General features: G+C 74.7%; 18 protein-coding genes and 1 tRNA gene. 16 read left to right on the top strand and 3 right to left on the bottom strand.

Annotation, left to right across the window (positions count from 1 at the left end):
- The first annotated feature begins 100 nt into the window (after positions 1 to 100).
- From ASG49_RS16980 to ASG49_RS16910, 16 genes are all read left to right on the top strand, one after another.
- Positions 101 to 400: a hypothetical protein gene (locus tag ASG49_RS16980; protein ID WP_056544276.1), complete on the top strand. Its 300-nt coding sequence runs from the start codon at positions 101 to 103 to the stop codon at positions 398 to 400.
- A 33-nt stretch (positions 401 to 433) separates the two neighbouring features.
- Positions 434 to 1,600, top strand: coding sequence for a winged helix DNA-binding domain-containing protein (locus ASG49_RS16975; protein ID WP_056545011.1), 1,167 nt, complete (start codon positions 434 to 436; stop codon positions 1,598 to 1,600).
- 25 nt (positions 1,601 to 1,625) lie between these two features.
- A complete protein-coding gene (locus ASG49_RS16970) occupies positions 1,626 to 2,369 on the top strand; it encodes a TIGR03936 family radical SAM-associated protein (RefSeq protein WP_056544273.1) in 744 nt (247 codons plus the stop codon).
- 194 nt (positions 2,370 to 2,563) lie between these two features.
- The gene (locus ASG49_RS19165; RefSeq protein ID WP_235562146.1) at positions 2,564 to 6,259 is read left to right on the top strand and encodes an Rne/Rng family ribonuclease; all 3,696 of its coding nucleotides are present in this window, start codon (positions 2,564 to 2,566) and stop codon (positions 6,257 to 6,259) included.
- A 187-nt stretch (positions 6,260 to 6,446) separates the two neighbouring features.
- Complete coding sequence (gene rplU, locus ASG49_RS16960; RefSeq protein WP_056544270.1) at positions 6,447 to 6,749, top strand: 50S ribosomal protein L21; 303 nt, start codon at positions 6,447 to 6,449, stop codon at positions 6,747 to 6,749.
- Positions 6,750 to 6,801: 52 nt separating this feature from the next.
- Positions 6,802 to 7,059 (top strand): 50S ribosomal protein L27, encoded by a 258-nt coding sequence (rpmA, locus tag ASG49_RS16955; protein ID WP_056544267.1) that lies wholly within the window; start codon positions 6,802 to 6,804, stop codon positions 7,057 to 7,059.
- A gap of 124 nt (positions 7,060 to 7,183) precedes the next feature.
- Complete coding sequence (gene obgE, locus ASG49_RS16950; protein ID WP_082534230.1) at positions 7,184 to 8,719, top strand: GTPase ObgE; 1,536 nt, start codon at positions 7,184 to 7,186, stop codon at positions 8,717 to 8,719.
- Complete coding sequence (gene proB, locus ASG49_RS16945) at positions 8,716 to 9,828, top strand: glutamate 5-kinase (RefSeq protein WP_056544264.1); 1,113 nt, start codon at positions 8,716 to 8,718, stop codon at positions 9,826 to 9,828. Before obgE ends, proB begins: the two co-directional genes overlap by 4 nt.
- 134 nt (positions 9,829 to 9,962) lie before the next feature.
- On the top strand, positions 9,963 to 10,280 hold the full coding sequence (locus tag ASG49_RS16940; protein ID WP_200936366.1) for a hypothetical protein: 318 nt from the start codon (positions 9,963 to 9,965) through the stop codon (positions 10,278 to 10,280).
- 20 nt (positions 10,281 to 10,300) lie between these two features.
- Positions 10,301 to 11,548 carry a glutamate-5-semialdehyde dehydrogenase gene (locus tag ASG49_RS16935; protein ID WP_056544261.1) on the top strand — a complete coding sequence of 416 codons (1,248 nt, stop codon included), beginning with the start codon at positions 10,301 to 10,303 and terminating at the stop codon, positions 11,546 to 11,548.
- A complete protein-coding gene (locus ASG49_RS16930) occupies positions 11,545 to 12,003 on the top strand; it encodes a hypothetical protein (protein WP_056544259.1) in 459 nt (152 codons plus the stop codon). Before ASG49_RS16935 ends, ASG49_RS16930 begins: the two co-directional genes overlap by 4 nt.
- 26 nt (positions 12,004 to 12,029) lie before the next feature.
- Positions 12,030 to 12,182, top strand: a complete 153-nt coding sequence (locus ASG49_RS18780) for a hypothetical protein (protein WP_156384401.1) — start codon at positions 12,030 to 12,032, stop codon at positions 12,180 to 12,182.
- A gap of 20 nt (positions 12,183 to 12,202) precedes the next feature.
- Positions 12,203 to 12,859, top strand: a complete 657-nt coding sequence (nadD, locus tag ASG49_RS16925) for a nicotinate-nucleotide adenylyltransferase (RefSeq protein ID WP_255355147.1) — start codon at positions 12,203 to 12,205, stop codon at positions 12,857 to 12,859.
- Positions 12,856 to 13,236, top strand: coding sequence for a ribosome silencing factor (gene rsfS, locus ASG49_RS16920; protein ID WP_056544255.1), 381 nt, complete (start codon positions 12,856 to 12,858; stop codon positions 13,234 to 13,236). Before nadD ends, rsfS begins: the two co-directional genes overlap by 4 nt.
- 2 nt (positions 13,237 to 13,238) lie before the next feature.
- The gene (locus tag ASG49_RS16915) at positions 13,239 to 13,904 is read left to right on the top strand and encodes a histidine phosphatase family protein (protein ID WP_056544252.1); all 666 of its coding nucleotides are present in this window, start codon (positions 13,239 to 13,241) and stop codon (positions 13,902 to 13,904) included.
- A 73-nt stretch (positions 13,905 to 13,977) separates the two neighbouring features.
- A tRNA-Ala gene (locus tag ASG49_RS16910) sits at positions 13,978 to 14,050 on the top strand.
- Positions 14,051 to 14,097: 47 nt separating this feature from the next.
- Here the strand turns inward: ASG49_RS16910 and ASG49_RS16905 are convergent.
- From ASG49_RS16905 to ASG49_RS16895, 3 genes are all read right to left on the bottom strand, one after another.
- Positions 14,098 to 14,616, bottom strand: coding sequence for a DNA polymerase ligase N-terminal domain-containing protein (locus tag ASG49_RS16905; RefSeq protein ID WP_235562145.1), 519 nt, complete (start codon positions 14,614 to 14,616; stop codon positions 14,098 to 14,100).
- A gap of 68 nt (positions 14,617 to 14,684) precedes the next feature.
- The gene (locus ASG49_RS16900) at positions 14,685 to 15,380 is read right to left on the bottom strand and encodes a response regulator (protein ID WP_056544246.1); all 696 of its coding nucleotides are present in this window, start codon (positions 15,378 to 15,380) and stop codon (positions 14,685 to 14,687) included.
- A complete protein-coding gene (locus ASG49_RS16895; RefSeq protein ID WP_200936365.1) occupies positions 15,377 to 16,561 on the bottom strand; it encodes an ATP-binding protein in 1,185 nt (394 codons plus the stop codon). Before ASG49_RS16895 ends, ASG49_RS16900 begins: the two co-directional genes overlap by 4 nt.
- Positions 16,562 to 16,630: the final 69 nt, after the last annotated feature.

Raw genomic sequence — 16,630 nt, 5'->3', positions numbered from 1 at the left:
CAGGCGGGACGAAGCACCGGCCCCGCCCCCGGGCGGCCGACGGGGACGCACACTGGCACCACGTGGTCCACCGGGGCCACGAGCCCGAGGATCGGTCCCCATGGACGACAGCACCCACCGCCCCCTCCCACCCCTGGTCGTGGTCCCGACCTCGGGCGGCGACGAGCGCGACCGTCGGGTCGAGCTGTGGCAGGGGCCCGACGGCCGCCTGGTGCTCTACTGCTACTCCGACGTGGAGGCGCTGCACCGCCTCTACCGTCCGGGCTGTCCCTGGGCGCGGCTCGACCTCGGCGAGGTGGCGGCGGTGCGCGCCCACGTCCGGACGCTGCTGCTCGACGCCTCGCCCGGTGCCACCCCGACCGGTCCGGTGCCGGTCGTCCCCGGGCAGCGCCGCGCCTGACCCGCGTCGGAGGCCGGTGCCATGATCGGCCCCGTGCACGCTATCTCCGACGAGCAGCGCCGCGCCCGGGCCTGGCGACGGCAGGCGCTGGCGGCGCCGGTCGCCGACGTCGAGACGGCCGTGGCCTCGGTCGTGTGCCTGCACGCCACCGAGCCGCCGACGGTGCACCTCGCGGTCCGGGCACGCAGTGGCGCGTCGCGCGCGCAGGTGGACGCGGCGCTGTACGCCGACCGCTCGGTGGTCAAGCAGCTCGCGATGCGCCGCACGCTGTTCGGCTTCCCGCGCGAGCTGCTCCCCGCCGTGTGGGGGAGCGCATCGCGTCGCGTGGCCGCGCAGCAGCGCGCCCGGCTGGCCAAGGACGTCGAGCTGGCCGGACTGGCCGACGACGGCGCGGCCTGGGTCGAGGTCGTGGGCGACGCGGTCCTCGCCGCGGTGGGGGACGCCGGCCCGGCCACCACCACGCAGCTGCGCGGCCTGGTCCCCGAGCTCGACCGCCGGCTCGGGGCCTGGCGTGGCGCCACGACGCCCGTCGCCGGGCGGGTGCTGACCGTGCTCGCGGCCGAGGCCCGCCTGCTGCGGGGCGACAACGAGCTGGGCTGGCGCGCGGCCCGGCACCGCTGGACCCTGCCGGCCACCTGGCTGGGGGAGGACCCGCCCGCCCCCCTGGGCGAGGCCGAGGGCTACCGCGTCCTGGTCGGTCGCTGGCTGGCGCAGTTCGGTCCCGGCACCGAGACCGACCTGGTGTGGTGGCTGGGCGGCACCAAGGCAGCCGTGCGTCGTGCCCTCGCCGACCTCGAGGCCCTGGAGGTCGGCCTCGACTCGGGGGCCACCGGCTGGGTGCTGCCCGACGACCTCGACGAGGAGCCCGGTCCGGCCGCCGGGGCGGCGCTCCTCCCAGTCCTCGACCCCACCCTGATGGGCTGGAAGGAACGCGACTTCTACCTCGACCCCGACGACGTCCCCCACCTGTTCGACACCAACGGCAACGGCGGCACCACCGCGTGGTGGGACGGCCGCGTGGTGGGCTGCTGGGTGCAGGACCCCGATGCGGTCGTGCGGGTGGTGCTGCGCCGCGACGTCGGCGAGCAGGGGCGCCGGGCCCTGGACGAGGAGGCCGCGCGCCTGACCGCCTGGCTCGACGGCGACGTCGTCTCGACCGTCTACGCCTCGCCCCAGATGAAGGGGGAGCGGCGGCCCTGAGGTCCGCCGGGGCTAGGGTCTGCGGGTGCGTGAGCAGCCCGAGCAACAGCCGCCGCCGCTGCAGCGGCTGCGGATCCGCTACGCCAAGCGCGGCCGGCTCCGGTTCACCAGCCACCGCGACTTCAGCCGCGCCTTCGAGCGCGCGGTGTTCCGCGCCCGGGTGCCGATGGCCTACTCCTCGGGCTTCAACCCCCACCCGCGCATCTCCTACGCGGGCGCCGCGCCCACCGGGTCGGCGAGCGAGGCGGAGTACGTCGAGGTCGCCCTCGCCGAGGTCGTCGACCCGGCCCGCGTGCACGCCTCGCTGTCCGAGGCGCTGCCCGACGGCCTCGACCTGCTCGAGGTGGTGGTCAGCTCCGGCGGCTCCCTCGCCGAGCGGCTGGAGGCCTCGCACTGGCGGATCACCCTCGACGGCATCGGTGTGGACGCGGCGCGCGAGGCGGTCGCCGCGCTGCTCGACACGCCCGAGGTCGAGGTCGAGCGGATGACCAAGAAGGGGCTGCGCCGCTTCGACGCCCGCGCCGCCGTGCAGGCGGCGTCGGTGCGCGGAGAGGACCCGGATCGACCCGGGTGTGCGATACTCGACGTGGTCCTGCGGCACGGCACGCCGTCCGTGAGACCCGACGACGTTCTCGCCGCTCTCACCAAGTCTTCCGGCCTCGACGTCACCGCGGCCCTCCAGCAGCGGTTGGCGCAGGGGCCTCTGGACGAGGCGGACGGCACGGTGGGCGACCCGTTGGCACCGGACCGCGACGCGGCCCCTCGGTGAAGGTGACAGCTTCCCGATAGGCCCGGCGACCGCGGTCGGTGTGGACAGCGCCCGTCGACGCGCACAGGCGGAGGAGTCGTCGCCACCGACAGGCTTTGCGTGCAGCGCGCCGCATCCACGACGCGTCGCACGCCGCGACCACGCACCAGCAGGCCCGGCACTCCCGGCCCCGCGGTGCACGAGGAGCTCATCCCGTGCCCGACGACGACCAGACCACCACCCCCACGCCCGACCCGTCGGCCCCCGGGCCCGACACCACCGGGGGCTCCCCGGGTGGCACCCCCGGCGACGGCGGCACCACGCCGCCGGCCGAGACCGGTCCCACGCCCGACCCGAACGCCCCGGCGGCTCCTGACGCGTCCGTGGCCCCGGCCCGCAAGACCGCGCGCAAGACCACCCGCAAGGCCCCGGCCAAGCGGGCCGCCGCCCCGGAGCCGGTCGACCCGCTGACGGCGCCGGCCGACGCGGACGCCGACACCGGTGCCGCGACCGAGGACGCTCCCGCGCCGCGCAAGAAGGCGGCCGCCCGCAAGCGGACCGCCGCCCGCCGTCCTGCCGGCGCCCCCGCACCTGCCGAGGCCCCCGCGTCCGCCGAGGTCCGGGCCGCCGCGACCGTCGCCGACGAGCAGGCCGACCTGCCGACCGACCAGCCGACCGACCAGCAGACGGAGCAGCCGACCGAGCAGCCGACCGAGCAGTCGACCGTCCCCGCCGCCCCGGCCGTGCTGTTCCAGGCCCCGGCCAAGAAGGCCACTCCGCGCAAGCGGGCCGCCCGCAAGACGGCCCCGGCGCCCGCCGCGGAGCCCGCCGAGGCGGCACCGACCCCGGTCGAGGCGACCGTGGCCGTCGACGCCCCGACGGACGCCCCGGCCGACGCCCCGGCCGACACCCCGGCGGACACCCGGGCCGGCAACGACGGGGACGCCCCGGAGAAGCCCAAGAAGAAGAAGTCGGGCGGCGGCAAGAAGAAGAGCGGGTCGAAGAAGAAGGCCGACGCCGAGGCTGCCCCCGCCGACGAGGACGACGCGACCGCCGCGACGGTCGCCGCGGACGCGACGGACGACGAGACGGTCGACGTCGTCGCCGACCCGGACGCCGAGGACGCCTCGGACGCCGGGACGGACGCGACCGACGCCTCGGAGACCACCGACACGACGGCCGATGCCGCCACCGACGACCCCGACGAGGGCGACGACACCGACGAGGGCGACGACACCGCGCCCCGCCGTCGCCGTCGCCGCGGTGGGCGCCGGCGCCGCCGGCCGTCGGACTCCGCCGAGGGGGCCGGCGACGGTCAGGACGGACAGGACGACTCGGACGCCTCCGACAGCGCCGGCGGCACCGACACCACGTCCGGCACGGACGGCTCCGGGAGGAGCGGCTCGGGCGGTCGGGGCCGCGGGCGTTCCCGCGGCGGTTCCGCCTCCGACTCCGACGGCTCGTCGGACCAGGACGCCGACGCGGGCGAGCCGGGCGACGCCCAGGACTCGGACGACACGGGCGACTCGGGCGACTCGAACGAGGGTGGTAGCGGCGGCTCGCGTCGTCGGCGCCGTCGTCGTCGCTCCGGTGACTCCGACGGCGGCGACTCCCAGGACAACGGCGGCTCGGGCTCGGGATCGGGCTCGGGCGGCGGCCAGGGCGGGGGCGGCCGCTCGCGCCGGCCGCGCAACGCCGAGGACGAGATCACCAGCGTCCAGGGCTCGACGCGTCTCGAGGCCAAGAAGCAGCGGCGTCGCGAGGGCCGTGAGGCCGGACGCCGACGCGCCCCGATCGTCAGCGAAGCGGAGTTCCTGGCGCGCCGCGAGGCCGTCGACCGCGTCATGGTGATCCGGCAGCGGCAGGACCTCACCCAGATCGCGGTGCTCGAGGACAAGGTCCTCGTGGAGCACTACGTGGCCCGCGAGTCGCAGACCTCGATGATCGGCAACGTCTACGTCGGGCGGGTGCAGAACGTGCTGCCCTCGATGGAGGCGGCGTTCGTCGACATCGGCAAGGGTCGCAACGCGGTCATCTACGCCGGCGAGGTCAACTGGCAGGCCCTGGGCCACCAGGAGGGGCAGCCGCGCAAGATCGAGTCGGTGCTCTCCTCGGGCCAGTCGATCCTGGTGCAGGTCACCAAGGACCCCGTCGGCCACAAGGGTGCGCGCCTGACCGGGCAGATCAGCCTGCCGGGCCGGTTCCTGGTCTACGTCCCCGAGGGCACGACGTCGGGCATCTCGCGCAAGCTCCCCGACACCGAGCGCCACCGCCTCAAGACGCTGCTCAAGCAGATCGTCCCCGACGGGGCGGGCGTCATCGTCCGCACCGCCGCCGAGGGCGCCTCGGAGGAGGAGCTGACCCTCGACGTCGAGCGGCTGACCGCGCGCTGGTCGGACATCGAGGAGAAGATCAAGGGCGGCAAGGCCCCGCAGCTGCTGTACGGCGAGCCCGACCTCACCCTCAAGGTCGTCCGCGACCTGTTCACCGAGGACTTCGCCCGGCTCGTCGTCCAGGGCGACGACGCGTGGGACCTGGTCGACGGCTACGTGTCGCACGTCGCGCCCGAGCTGCGCGACCGGCTCGAGCACTACGGCCCGGCCGAGCAGGGGCAGAACGGCGGCGCCGACGTCTTCGCGGCCCACCGGATCGACGAGCAGATCGCCAAGGGCCTGGACCGCAAGGTCTGGCTGCCCTCGGGCGGGTCGCTCATCATCGACCGCACCGAGGCGATGACGGTCGTCGACGTCAACACCGGGAAGTTCACCGGCTCCGGGGGCAACCTCGAGGAGACGGTCACCAAGAACAACCTGGAGGCGGCCGAGGAGATGGTGCGCCAGCTCCGGCTGCGCGACATCGGCGGCATCATCGTCGTCGACTTCATCGACATGGTCCTGGAGTCCAACCGCGACCTCGTGCTCCGGCGTCTCGTCGAGTGCCTCGGTCGCGACCGCACCCGCCACCAGGTCGCCGAGGTGACCTCGCTGGGGCTCGTGCAGATGACCCGCAAGCGCATCGGCACCGGCCTGGTCGAGGCCTTCAGCCACGACTGTGAAGCCTGCAAGGGCCGCGGCATCGTGGTGGAGGACCACCCCGTCGAGCACCGGCCGGCCAGCGACGACGACGGCCGCTCCGGCGGGCGGCGCAGTCGCGGCGGCCGCAACCGCGGCGGCCGTGGCGAGGACTCCGACGGCAACGGCAACGGCAACGGCAACGGCAACGGCAACCAGGGGGCCGCCCCCAGCGGTCCGCCGTCTCCCCGTGACCTGGCCCACAGCCGTCCGCCCGAGCCCGCGGACGCCCCCACCGACGCCGGTTCCGCCGACTCCCCGAGCGACGTGTCGACCGACGCCCCGACCGACGCCACTGCCGAGCAGGCCGTGATCGGTCGGCCGGCTGGCACCGCACCCGAGCCGCAGCAGGTGCCCAGCACCGACGGCCCGGTCGCCCCGGTCGAGCACGTCGGAGCCACGGCCGAGACCGCCGCCGAGACGCCTGCCGAGGCTCCGGACGGGACGGCGACCGAGGCACAGGCCCCGATCGAGACCCAGGCCGAGACCCAGCCCGAGACCCCGGCCGAGACCCAGGCCGAGACCCAGGCCGACGCCCCGACCGAGACGCCCGTCGACCCCGCCCCCCGGATCGTCACCAGCACGCGGCGGCGCAGCGCCCGTCGCGCCGCCGGTCCGCCGGTGGTCGTGGCCGAGCCCACGCAGGGCCCGGCCGCCGAGCAGCCCGAGCCGAGCAGCCCCGAGGTGACCACCGGTGACGCGGGCAGCGGCGAGGCCCTCGCCCCCACGGTCGAGGAGGCCGAGGCGCCCCAGGACGCCTACGACACCGACGACCAGGGCGACGGGGAGGGCTCGCTGCTCCACGTGCCGGTGAAGCGCAAAGGAGCCCGCAAGCGCTGACCCCCGCGCCGGCGGGCGGGGCCGTTTTGACCCTGCCGCCGGGGGGCCGGTAACGTACTCCCTTGGTGCGCTACGCGGCACCGTCGCCCGAGCCGCTTCGCGCCTGGTCCACGGACCCGGGGCCGAGGACGTCGAGCGGGCCACCCAGACTGACCACCAGCAGCAGACCCGAGGAGAGTGAGTCGTCGTGTACGCAGTCGTGCGCGCAGGCAGCAAGCAGCAGAAGGTTGCCGTCGGCGACGTCATCGAGATCGACCGCACCGCCACCGGTGTCGGCGAGTCGCTGACCCTCCCCGTGGTGATGGTCGTGGACGGCGAGAACGTCACCTCGACCGGCCTCGACAAGGCCGGGGTGACCGTCGAGGTCCTCGGTGCCACCAAGGGGCCCAAGATCGTCATCCAGAAGTACAAGAACAAGACCGGCTACAAGAAGCGTCAGGGTCACCGCCAGAAGTACATCCAGGTGAAGGTCACCGACATCACCGTCTGACCACTCCTGGTCATCCCCCTCCCGCTCCTCCGCACGCAAAGGACTCAACCTCATGGCACACAAGAAGGGCGCGGCGTCCACCAAGAACGGCCGCGACTCCAACGCGCAGCGTCTCGGCGTGAAGCGCTTCGGCGGACAGCTCGTCAACGCCGGTGAGATCATCGTGCGCCAGCGTGGCACCCACTTCCACCCCGGTGCCGGCGTCGGCCGCGGCGGGGACGACACGCTGTTCGCCCTCGTGGGCGGCAACGTCGAGTTCGGCACCAAGCGCGGTCGCCGCGTGGTCAACGTCGTCGTCTCGGCGGAGTGACGCAGACCCGATCTCCGATCCACCTGCAAGGGCGTTCCTGAGACCATCAGGAGCGCCCTTCGCGCTTCCCCGACCCCGGCCGCCGGTCGTGGCGGGACCCCCAGCAGCACCGAGTAGGAGCCCCATGGCCGTCCCGACCTTCGTCGACCGAGTCCGGCTGCACGTCGTGGCCGGACGCGGCGGCAACGGCGTCGCCTCGGTGCACCGCGAGAAGTTCAAGCCGCTCGGCGGCCCCGACGGCGGCAACGGCGGGCCCGGCGGCTCGATCATCCTGCGTGTCGACCCCGACGTGACCACGCTGATCGACTACCACCACCAGGCGCGACGGGTCGCGCCCCACGGCGGCCACGGCGCCGGCGCGCACCGCAACGGCGGGCACGGCGAGGACCTCGTGCTGCCCGTCCCCGACGGCACCGTCGTCACCGACGAGGACGGCGAGGTGCTGGCCGACCTCGTGGGTCCCGGCACCGAGATGACCATCGCCGAGGGCGGTCGCGGGGGTCTCGGCAATGCCGCGCTCGCCTCGGCCAAGCGCAAGGCGCCCGGCTTCGCGCTCCTGGGGGAGCCCGGCGAGGAGCTGGTCATCCACCTCGAGCTCAAGGTGGTCGCCGACATCGGGCTGGTGGGGTTCCCCAGCGCCGGCAAGTCCAGCCTGATCGCCGCGCTCTCGCGTGCCCGCCCCAAGATCGCGGACTACCCGTTCACCACGCTGGTGCCCAACCTCGGGGTCGTCAAGGCCGGCGACACCACCTTCACCGTCGCCGACGTGCCCGGCCTGATCGAGGGCGCCAGCGAGGGTCGGGGCCTGGGCCACGACTTCCTGCGCCACGTCGAGCGCTGCGCCGCCCTCGTCCACGTGGTCGACCTCGCCACCCTGGAGCCCGGTCGCAACCCGGCCGAGGACCTCGACGTCATCGAGCGCGAGCTGGAGCGCTACGGCGGTCTCGCCGACCGACCGCGGCTGGTGGCGCTGAACAAGATCGACGTGCCCGACGGCCGCGACATGGCCGACATCGTGCGGGCCGAGGTCGCCGAGCGAGGCTGGCCGGTCTTCGACGTGAGCGCCGCGAGCCACGAGGGACTGCGCCAGCTGTCCTTCGCGATGGCCGAGGTCGTGGCCGCCCGCCGGGCGGCCGAGCCGCGCGAGGAGTCCACCCGCATCGTGATCCGGCCGCGCAGCACCAGCGCCGCGGTGGAGTTCACCGTCAAGGAGACCGGCGAGGGCTGGCGCGTGCGCGGCGAGAAGCCCGAGCGCTGGATCCGGCAGACCGACTTCAGCAACGACGAGGCCGTCGGCTTCCTCGCCGACCGGCTCGAGCGGCTGGGCGTGGAGAAGCGCCTGGTCGAGCTGGGTGCCCACGAGGGCGACCCGGTGCTGATCGGCCACCCCGACAACGCGGTCGTCTTCGACTTCCGGCCCGGCATCGACGCCGGGGCGCAGATGCTCGGCCGCCGCGGCGAGGACCAGCGCTTCAGCGAGTCGCGCGTGGCCCGGCAGCGACGCCGGGCCATCGACGCGCTCATGGAGGGCCGCGCCGAGGGCGAGGAGCGGGCCGACGTCGCCCGCCGCTACGACCAGGAGCACGGCCTGACCCACCTCGACTTCGACGACGACGAGCAGGACGGTCAGGACGGGGACGACCGGGACGACTGGCGATGAGCCGTCCCGCGGTCTCCGGCGCCCGGCGCGTCGTGGTCAAGGTGGGCTCGTCGTCGCTGACCACGGCCAGCGGCGGCCTGGACCCCGAGCGGGTCAGGGAGCTCGTCGACCACCTGGCCGGCGTACGCGCCCGCGGGGCCGAGCTGGTGCTCGTGTCCTCCGGCGCGATCGCCGCCGGGCTGGCGCCGCTGGCGTTCCGGCGGCGGCCCCGCGACCTGGCCCGCCAGCAGGCGGCCGCGTCGGTGGGCCAGGGCATCCTGGTGCACCGCTACACCGAGGAGTTCGCTCGGCACGGCCAGGTGACCGGCCAGGTGCTGCTCACGGTCGACGACGTCACGCGACGCAGCCACTACCGCAACGCCCAGCGCACCTTCGACAAGCTGCTCGAGCTGGGCGCGGTGCCGATCGTCAACGAGAACGACACGGTCGCGACCTCCGAGATCCGCTTCGGCGACAACGACCGGCTCGCCGCGCTCGTGGCCCACCTCGTGCACGCCGACCTGCTGGTGCTGCTCTCCGACGTCGACGGCCTGTACGACGCGCCGCCCGGCCGTCCCGGCAGCACGCTGCTCGCCGACGTGCACTCGTGGGACGACGTCACCGGCGTCGAGGTCCGTGGCGCGGGCAGTGCCGGCGTCGGCACCGGCGGCATGGAGACCAAGCTGGACGCCGCCCGGATCGCCACCGGGGCCGGCATCCCGGTCGTCCTCACCGACACCGCCCACGCGGGGGAGGCGCTGGCCGGTGCGCCGACCGGCACCCTGTTCCACGCCACCGGACGGCGCCGCCCGACCCGGTTGCTGTGGCTGGCGCACGCGACCGAGCCGCGCGGCCACCTGGTGCTCGACGCCGGGGCGGTCCGCGCCGTGACCGAGCGGCGGGCCTCGCTGCTGCCGGCGGGGGTGACCGACGTCGGCGGCAGCTTCGTGGCCGGCGACCCGGTCGAGCTCGTGGGCACCGACGGGCGCCCGGTCGCCCGCGGGCTGGTCAACTACGACGCCGCGGAGCTGCCCGGCCTGCTGGGGCGGTCCACGCACGACCTGGCGCGCGAGCTGGGGGCGGCGTACGAGCGCGAGGTGGTCCACCGCGACGACCTCGTGGTGCTCTGAACCACGGGTCCGATCTGTCGGTTCTGCCCCGCTGGTCCCAGGATCCGGACAGAATGGAGCCCGCCGGTCGGGCCATGGGGTGGCTCCGCCGGCAGCAGATGACCGGAGCAGGGGACGTCGCGAGGGGGACTGGCGTGGAGGCTGCTGTGCGTCACTGGCACGTGACGCTGACGCTGGGGGGTGCCGCCGTCGAGCCGTTGCTGGCGCGGGCGGCGGTGCAGCGACTGACCGCGGAGCGACCGTTCCTCGACTCGGTCTCGGCCACGGGCGACACCGCCGAGGTGCGCTTCTGGGACGAGGGCGAGTCGATGCTCGACGTGGCCTCGCTGGCGATGCGGCTGTGGAACGAGCACCGCGACAGCGCCCGGCTGCCCGACTGGGAGGTCGTGGGGCTGGAGATCGTGGAGAAGCACATCCACGACCGGCGCACCCGTCCCGGCCGGCGGGCCTGAGGTCCCTCTACGCTGGGCGCATGCCCACCACCGTGTTCGCCGAGGTGGCCGGACGGGCCCGGACCGCCGCGTCCACCCTGGCCCTGGCCACCCGGGCGGCCAAGGACGCCGCCCTCGAGGCGATGGCGGCCACCCTCCTCGACGACGAGGCGGTGATCCTCGCCGCCAACGCCGAGGACGTCGAGCGTGCTCGGTCGGCGGGTACGGCGGAGAACGTCGTCGACCGGTTGCGGCTGGACGGCCCGCGCCTGGCGGCGATGGCCCAGGGGCTGCGCGACGTCGCCGGCCTGCCGGACCCCGTGGGCGAGGTGGTGCGGGGCTCGACCCTGGCCAACGGGCTGCAGCTGCGACAGGTGCGGGTGCCGTTCGGCGTGGTCGGCATCATCTACGAGGCGCGACCCAACGTCACCGCCGACGCCGCCGGCATCTGCCTCAAGAGCGGCAACGCCGTGCTGCTGCGGGGCTCCTCGAGCGCGCTGAGCTCCAACACCGCGATCGTGGCCTCGCTGCAGCGGGCCGCCGCCGCGTCCGGCCTTCCCGCCGACGTGGTGCAGCTGGTGCCGGGGGAGGGCCACGACGCCGTCAAGGAGCTGATGCGGGCGCGCGGCCTGGTCGACGTGCTGATCCCGCGCGGGGGTGCCGGCCTGATCGCCTCGGTGGTGGAGGAGTCGACGGTGCCGGTGATCGAGACCGGGGTCGGCAACTGCCACGTCTACGTCGACGCGGCCGCCGACCTCGACATGGCCGAGCGGATCGTGCTCAACGCCAAGACCCACCGCACCTCGGTGTGCAACGCCGCCGAGTCGCTGCTGGTGGCCGAGGCGGTCGCCGCGGAGTTCGTGCCGCGCATCACCGCCCGGCTGCAGCAGGCCGGCGTGCTGGTGCACGGCGACGCGACCTTCGCCGCCGTCGACGGCGTGGTGCCGGCGACGGAGGCCGACTGGGGCACGGAGTACCTCGCCCTGGAGATCTCCGCGGCCGTCGTGCCCGACCTCGACGCGGCGCTGGAGCACATCCGTCGCCACTCCTCGGGCCACTCCGACGCGATCGTCACCGACTCCGCGGCCGCGGCGCAGCGGTTCACCGCCGCGGTCGACTCCGCCGCGGTGCTGGTCAACGCCTCCACGCGCTTCACCGACGGTGGCGAGTTCGGGTTCGGCGCCGAGATCGGCATCTCCACCCAGAAGCTGCACGCCCGTGGTCCGATGGGCCTGCCGGAGATGACCTCCACCAAGTACGTCGTGACGGGTGACGGCCACACCCGGTGAAGCTGCTGCTGCTGACCTTCGGGTTCGGGATCGTCTCCTCGAGCATCCCGATCTTCAACATGGAGGCCTACATCTCCGTCGCGTACGCCACGAACAACGACCGCAACGCGCTGCTGCTGGCGGCGGTGGCCTCGCTGGGTCAGAACATCGGCAAGCTCGCGTGGTACTACGGCTCGCGCAGCGCCGTCGGGGTGCCGTTCATGCGCAAGCGGATGCAGAGCCCCAAGCGGCAGGCCCAGCTGGCCCGCTGGCAGCGCACCGTGGAGGGTCGCCCCGTGGTCAGCGGCGCCCTCAACTTCGTCTCGGCCGCCGCCGGGTTCCCACCGTTCTTCGTGATGGCGGTGCTCGCGGGCACGCTGCGCATGAACGTCGTGGTCTTCTTCGTCACCGGCCTGGTCGGCCGCACGCTGTTCTTCTGGGCCTGGCTGCTGGGCGTGGGCCTGCTCTTCCACTGACCTGGCCTGCGGCTAGGCTGACGCCCATGATCGACGTGCTGATGATGCTGCCGCTCAACGCGGCCGAGGGCGAGGGCCCCGGGTTCGGCCCCTACCTCATCGGTGGGGGCACGCTGGTCCTGCTCCTGGCCCTGGTGCTCGCGCTGGCGGCCTTCGGCAAGGGACGCGATCACTCCTGAGCGCAGCGCAGGTCCCGGAGGTGCTCGCCGACCCCGCGGAGTCCCCCGTCGGACCCGGCACGACGACGCCGCGTCGGCGACGCGTCGGGGTCATGGGCGGCACCTTCGACCCGATCCACCACGGCCACCTCGTGGCCGCCAGCGAGGTCCAGTCGTGGTTCGACCTCGACGAGGTCGTCTTCGTGCCGACCGGACAGCCCTGGCAGAAGTCCGACCGTGACGTCAGCCCGGCCGAGCACCGCTACCTGATGACGGTGGTGGCCACGGCGTCCAACCCGCGGTTCACCGTGTCCCGCGTCGACATCGACCGGGACGGACCGACGTACACCATCGACACGCTGCGCGACCTGACCGCGCGGTTGCCCGACGCCGACCTCTACTTCATCACCGGCGCCGACGCGCTGGCGGAGATCTTCACCTGGCGCGAGGCCGACGAGCTGTTCGACCTCGCCCAGTTCGTCGGCTGCACCCGCCCCGGCTACGAGATGACCGCCGGCACGCTGGACGGCATCCCCGCCGACCGGGTCACCATCCTGGAGATCCCCGCCCTGGCGATCTCCTCCACCGAGTGCCGCGACCGCCGCGCCAAGGGCGAGCCGGTCTGGTACCTCGTGCCGGACGGCGTGGTGCAGTACATCGCCAAGCACGACCTCTACGCCATGGGAGCACCCACATGACCGCCACCGAGCAGGCCGTCGCGCTGGCCCACACGGCCGCCCGCGCCGCCTCGGACAAGCTGGCCGAGCAGATCGTCGCCTTCGACGTCTCCGACCAGCTGGCCATCACCGACGTCTTCGTCATCTGCTCGGCGCCCAACGACCGCCAGGTGCGCTCGATCGTGGAGGAGGTCGAGGACCGGCTGCGCGAGGCCGGCGCCAAGCCCGTACGTCGCGAGGGCCACCGCCAGGGTCGCTGGGTGCTGCTCGACTACACCGAGGTCGTCGTGCACGTGATGCACACCGAGGAGCGCGAGTTCTACGCCCTCGAGCGGCTGTGGCGCGACTGCCCGGCGCTGACCCTGCCGGCGGACGTCACCTCCGGCCGTGGCCGCTGACCGTGGTCGCTGAGCGGCAGCCCGAGGCCGGCGCGCCCGGACGCGGCCGACGCCTGGTGCTGGTGCGCCACGGGCAGACCGCCTGGAACGCCGAGGGGCGCGCCCAGGGCCACGCCGACGTCGGTCTCGACGCGACCGGGCGCGACCAGGCCGAGGCGATGGCGCCGGTGGTCGCCGAGGTGCGGCCCGACCTGCTGGTCACCAGCGACCTCGCGCGCGCCCGGGAGACCGCGGCGTTCCTCGAGAAGGCCATCGGGATGGTCGCCGAGGAGGACCCGCGGCTGCGGGAGTACGACACGGGCGCCCGCACCGGCCTGACCCGCCAGGAGTTCGCCGACCGCCTCGGACCCGGGGCCGCGCAGTCCTTCGACGTCCACGCCCACGTCGACGCCGAGGGCGCCGAGACGGTCGAGCAGGTGGGGGAGCGGCTCGTGCCTGCCCTGCGCGAGGTGCTCGACCGGCTGCCCGAGGACGGGACGGCCGTCGTGGTGCTCCACGGCGCCGCGATGCGCGTCGGGGTCGCCGGGATGCTCGGCTGGCCGCTGGCAGCCGCCGACGGGCTGGAGGCGATGCGCAACTGCGCGTGGGCGGTGCTGCGCGAGCGTGGCGCCAGCCGGCTGCGGCTCGCCGGCTGGAACCTCGGCGCGACCGACGTCGAGATCTCCTGATCGGCACCCCCGGATTCGCGTCCGACGGGGGTGCCCGCTAGGATTTCCGGCGTTGCCTGAACGGGTGACACTCGGGGCTGTGGCGCAGTTGGTAGCGCACCTGCATGGCATGCAGGGGGTCAGGGGTTCGAATCCCCTCAGCTCCACCGAGAGGCCCGGTGCACTGCGCACCGGGCCTGTTGCGTCCCCGGGGTCAGTCCGGCTCGACGTCCTCCAGGTCGGTGTTGGTGCGGCCCGTGAGCACCGAGGTGAGCGCCTCGGTCACCTCGTGCGCGGGGTCGGCGCCGTGGTCGTCGACCTTGACCAGGATCCAGCTGGCGGGGTCGCCGCGGAGCAACGTGCGGGTCAGGGCGAAGGCGCCGTTCAACCGGTGCCCGTGCAGCTCGACCTTGAGGTGGCCGGCCTCCACGGCCTCGGTCAGGGGCAGCTCCGTGCCGTCGCGGCGGGTCAGGTTGGTCAGCGTGCCGGTGTCCCAGACGATCTTGGTGCCGGGGCCCCGCCCGCCGGCGTGCCGTCCCTCGTAGGTCGCGTGGTCGAGGTCGTGGTCGCCGACCTTGACCGCCAGCCGCTTCACCGACGGGTCGAGCGAGGGTCCCTTGGGCACCGCCCAGCTGACCAGCACGCCGTCGACCTCGAGGCGCAGGTCGAAGTGCAGCGTCGAGGCGTGGTGGCGCTGCACGGTGAAGACGGGGTCGCCGTCATCGGTGGTCACGGGGCCGGCCGGGGCGGCAGCGGGAGCCGGGCGGCCGGCAACCATCGGGGCAAGGTCACCCGCCCAGGCTAGGGGGCCGAGCGGCCCTGGGGCTCGAAGCGGTAGCCCATGCCCGGCTCGGTCAGCAGGTGCCGGGGTCGGGCGGGGTCGGGCTCGAGCTTCTTGCGCAGCTGGCCGACGTAGAGCCGCAGGTTGCCGTGCGCGGTCTCGTAGCCCGGCCCCCAGACCTCGTCGAGCAGCCGCGCCTGCGTCAGCAGCCGTCCCGGGTGGCGCACCAGCACCTCGAGCAGGTGCCACTCCGTGGGCGTCAGCCGTACGTCGGCCCCGGACCGTCGCACCCGGCGGGCAGCGAGATCGACGGTGACGTCGCCGAAGCCGACGACCGGCGGGTCCTCGCCCGGGCGGTCGGCGCGGCGCAGCAGCGCGCGCATCCGGGCGAGCAGCTCGTCCATGCCGAACGGCTTGGTGACGTAGTCGTCGGCGCCCGCGTCGAGGGCCTCGACCTTGTCGGCCGAGTCCGAACGACCCGAGAGCACCAGCACCGGCACGCTGGTCCAGCCGCGCAGCCCGGCGATCACCGTGGTGCCGTCGAGGTCCGGGAGGCCCAGGTCGAGCACCACGATCTCGGGCCGGTGCACGGCGGCCTCGGCCAGCGCCGTGGCCCCGTCGGCGGCCGTCCTGACGTCGTAGCCGCGGGCGGTGAGGTTGATCCCCAGCGCCCGGAGGATGGTGGGCTCGTCGTCGACGACCAGCGCGCGGGTCACGGGGACGCCTCCGGGGTCTCGCCGCGCTCGCGCCGACCGGGCACCAGCCCGGCGTGGCCCCCGGGCGCCGGGCGCAGGGCCACGACCATGGTGAGGCCGCCGCCGGGGGTGTCCTCGGGGAGCAGCGTCCCGCCCATCGCCTCCACCAGGCCCCGGGACAGCGCCAGCCCGAGCCCGATCCCGCTCGCCGGGTCGGTGTCGCCCAGCCGTTGGAAGGGGGCGAAGACCTCCTCGCGCCGCTCCGCGGGGATGCCCGGCCCGTGGTCGACGACGCGGAGCTCGACCATCCCGTCCGTCCGGCGGGCGACCAGCCGGGGCGGCCGTCCGCCGGGGGTGTGGCGCAGCGCGTTGGCCACCAGGTTGACCACGACGCGCTCGAGCAGGCCCGGGTCGGCGCGCACGTCGGGCACGTCGGCGGCCCGGCCGAGCGTCACGGTCGCAGCGGCGGCCAGGTCGTCCAGCGCCCGGGCGCAGACCTCCTCCAGGTCCACCGGCTGCAGCACCACCGCCATCGCGCCGGCCCGGAGGCGGCTGACGTCCAGCAGGTCGGCCACGAGAGCGCCGAGGCGGTCGAGGGACTGCTGGGCGCCCTCCAGCAGCTCCGCGGTGTTGGCGTCGCTCAGCCGCAGGTCGTCGCTGCGCAGCGTGGCGATGCTGGCGCCCGCCGCCGCGAGCGGGGTGCGCAGGTCGTGGCCGACGGCGGCGAGCAGCGCCGTACGCGTGCGGTCGACGGCGGCGAGGGCCCGGCGCCGGGTCTCGGCCTCCTCGGCCTGGCGGGCCCGTCGGGCCGCGAGGTCGACGGCCGCGGCGGTCGAGAGCCCCACCGCCAGCTGCACGACCAGCCCGACGACGTTGGTCGCCCCGGCGACCTCCCAGGTGCGCTCGGGCGGGGTGAACAGGTAGGCGAGCAGCACCGAGCCGAGCACCGCGGCGACCACCGCGGGGGCCAGCCCGCCGACCAGGGCCGCCACCACGGTCGGGAGCACCAGCAGCAGGGCCTGCGTGGCCAGGTCGAGCCGGTCGTCCAGGACTACGAGCCCGGCTGACAGCAACGTCGGCAGCACGACCGCGACCGCCAGGCCGGAGGCCCACCGTCGCCGGGACAGGGACCCCGGCGGCGGGTCCGGGGTCGGGTGGGGCGTCGGGTCGGGCGTCACCGCGAGGTCGGGCACGGCACTCACCCGACCAGTGTGGCCCCTGCCCGACGTCGGGGAGGCCGGGTGGGCGCCGGTGCGGTGTCAGGATCCTGT

The sequence above is a fragment of the Marmoricola sp. Leaf446 genome (genome assembly GCF_001424755.1).
In the GTDB taxonomy this organism is placed as follows: Bacteria; Actinomycetota; Actinomycetes; order Propionibacteriales; family Nocardioidaceae; genus Marmoricola.
Note: the sequence above shows the minus strand (reverse complement) of the source record. Positions and strands in the feature narration are given on the sequence as shown.

What these genes read in the sequence shown, in the direction of transcription:
- rsfS (WP_056544255.1), top strand. Translation starts at nt 12,856, where the DNA reads ATGACCGCCACCGAGCAGGCCGTCGCGCTGGCCCACACGGCCGCCCGC.
- ASG49_RS18780 (WP_156384401.1), top strand. Translation starts at nt 12,030, where the DNA reads ATGATCGACGTGCTGATGATGCTGCCGCTCAACGCGGCCGAGGGCGAG.
- proB (WP_056544264.1), top strand. Translation starts at nt 8,716, where the DNA reads ATGAGCCGTCCCGCGGTCTCCGGCGCCCGGCGCGTCGTGGTCAAGGTG.
- ASG49_RS16980 (WP_056544276.1), top strand. Translation starts at nt 101, where the DNA reads ATGGACGACAGCACCCACCGCCCCCTCCCACCCCTGGTCGTGGTCCCG.
- obgE (WP_082534230.1), top strand. Translation starts at nt 7,184, where the DNA reads ATGGCCGTCCCGACCTTCGTCGACCGAGTCCGGCTGCACGTCGTGGCC.
- rpmA (WP_056544267.1), top strand. Translation starts at nt 6,802, where the DNA reads ATGGCACACAAGAAGGGCGCGGCGTCCACCAAGAACGGCCGCGACTCC.
- ASG49_RS16935 (WP_056544261.1), top strand. Translation starts at nt 10,301, where the DNA reads ATGCCCACCACCGTGTTCGCCGAGGTGGCCGGACGGGCCCGGACCGCC.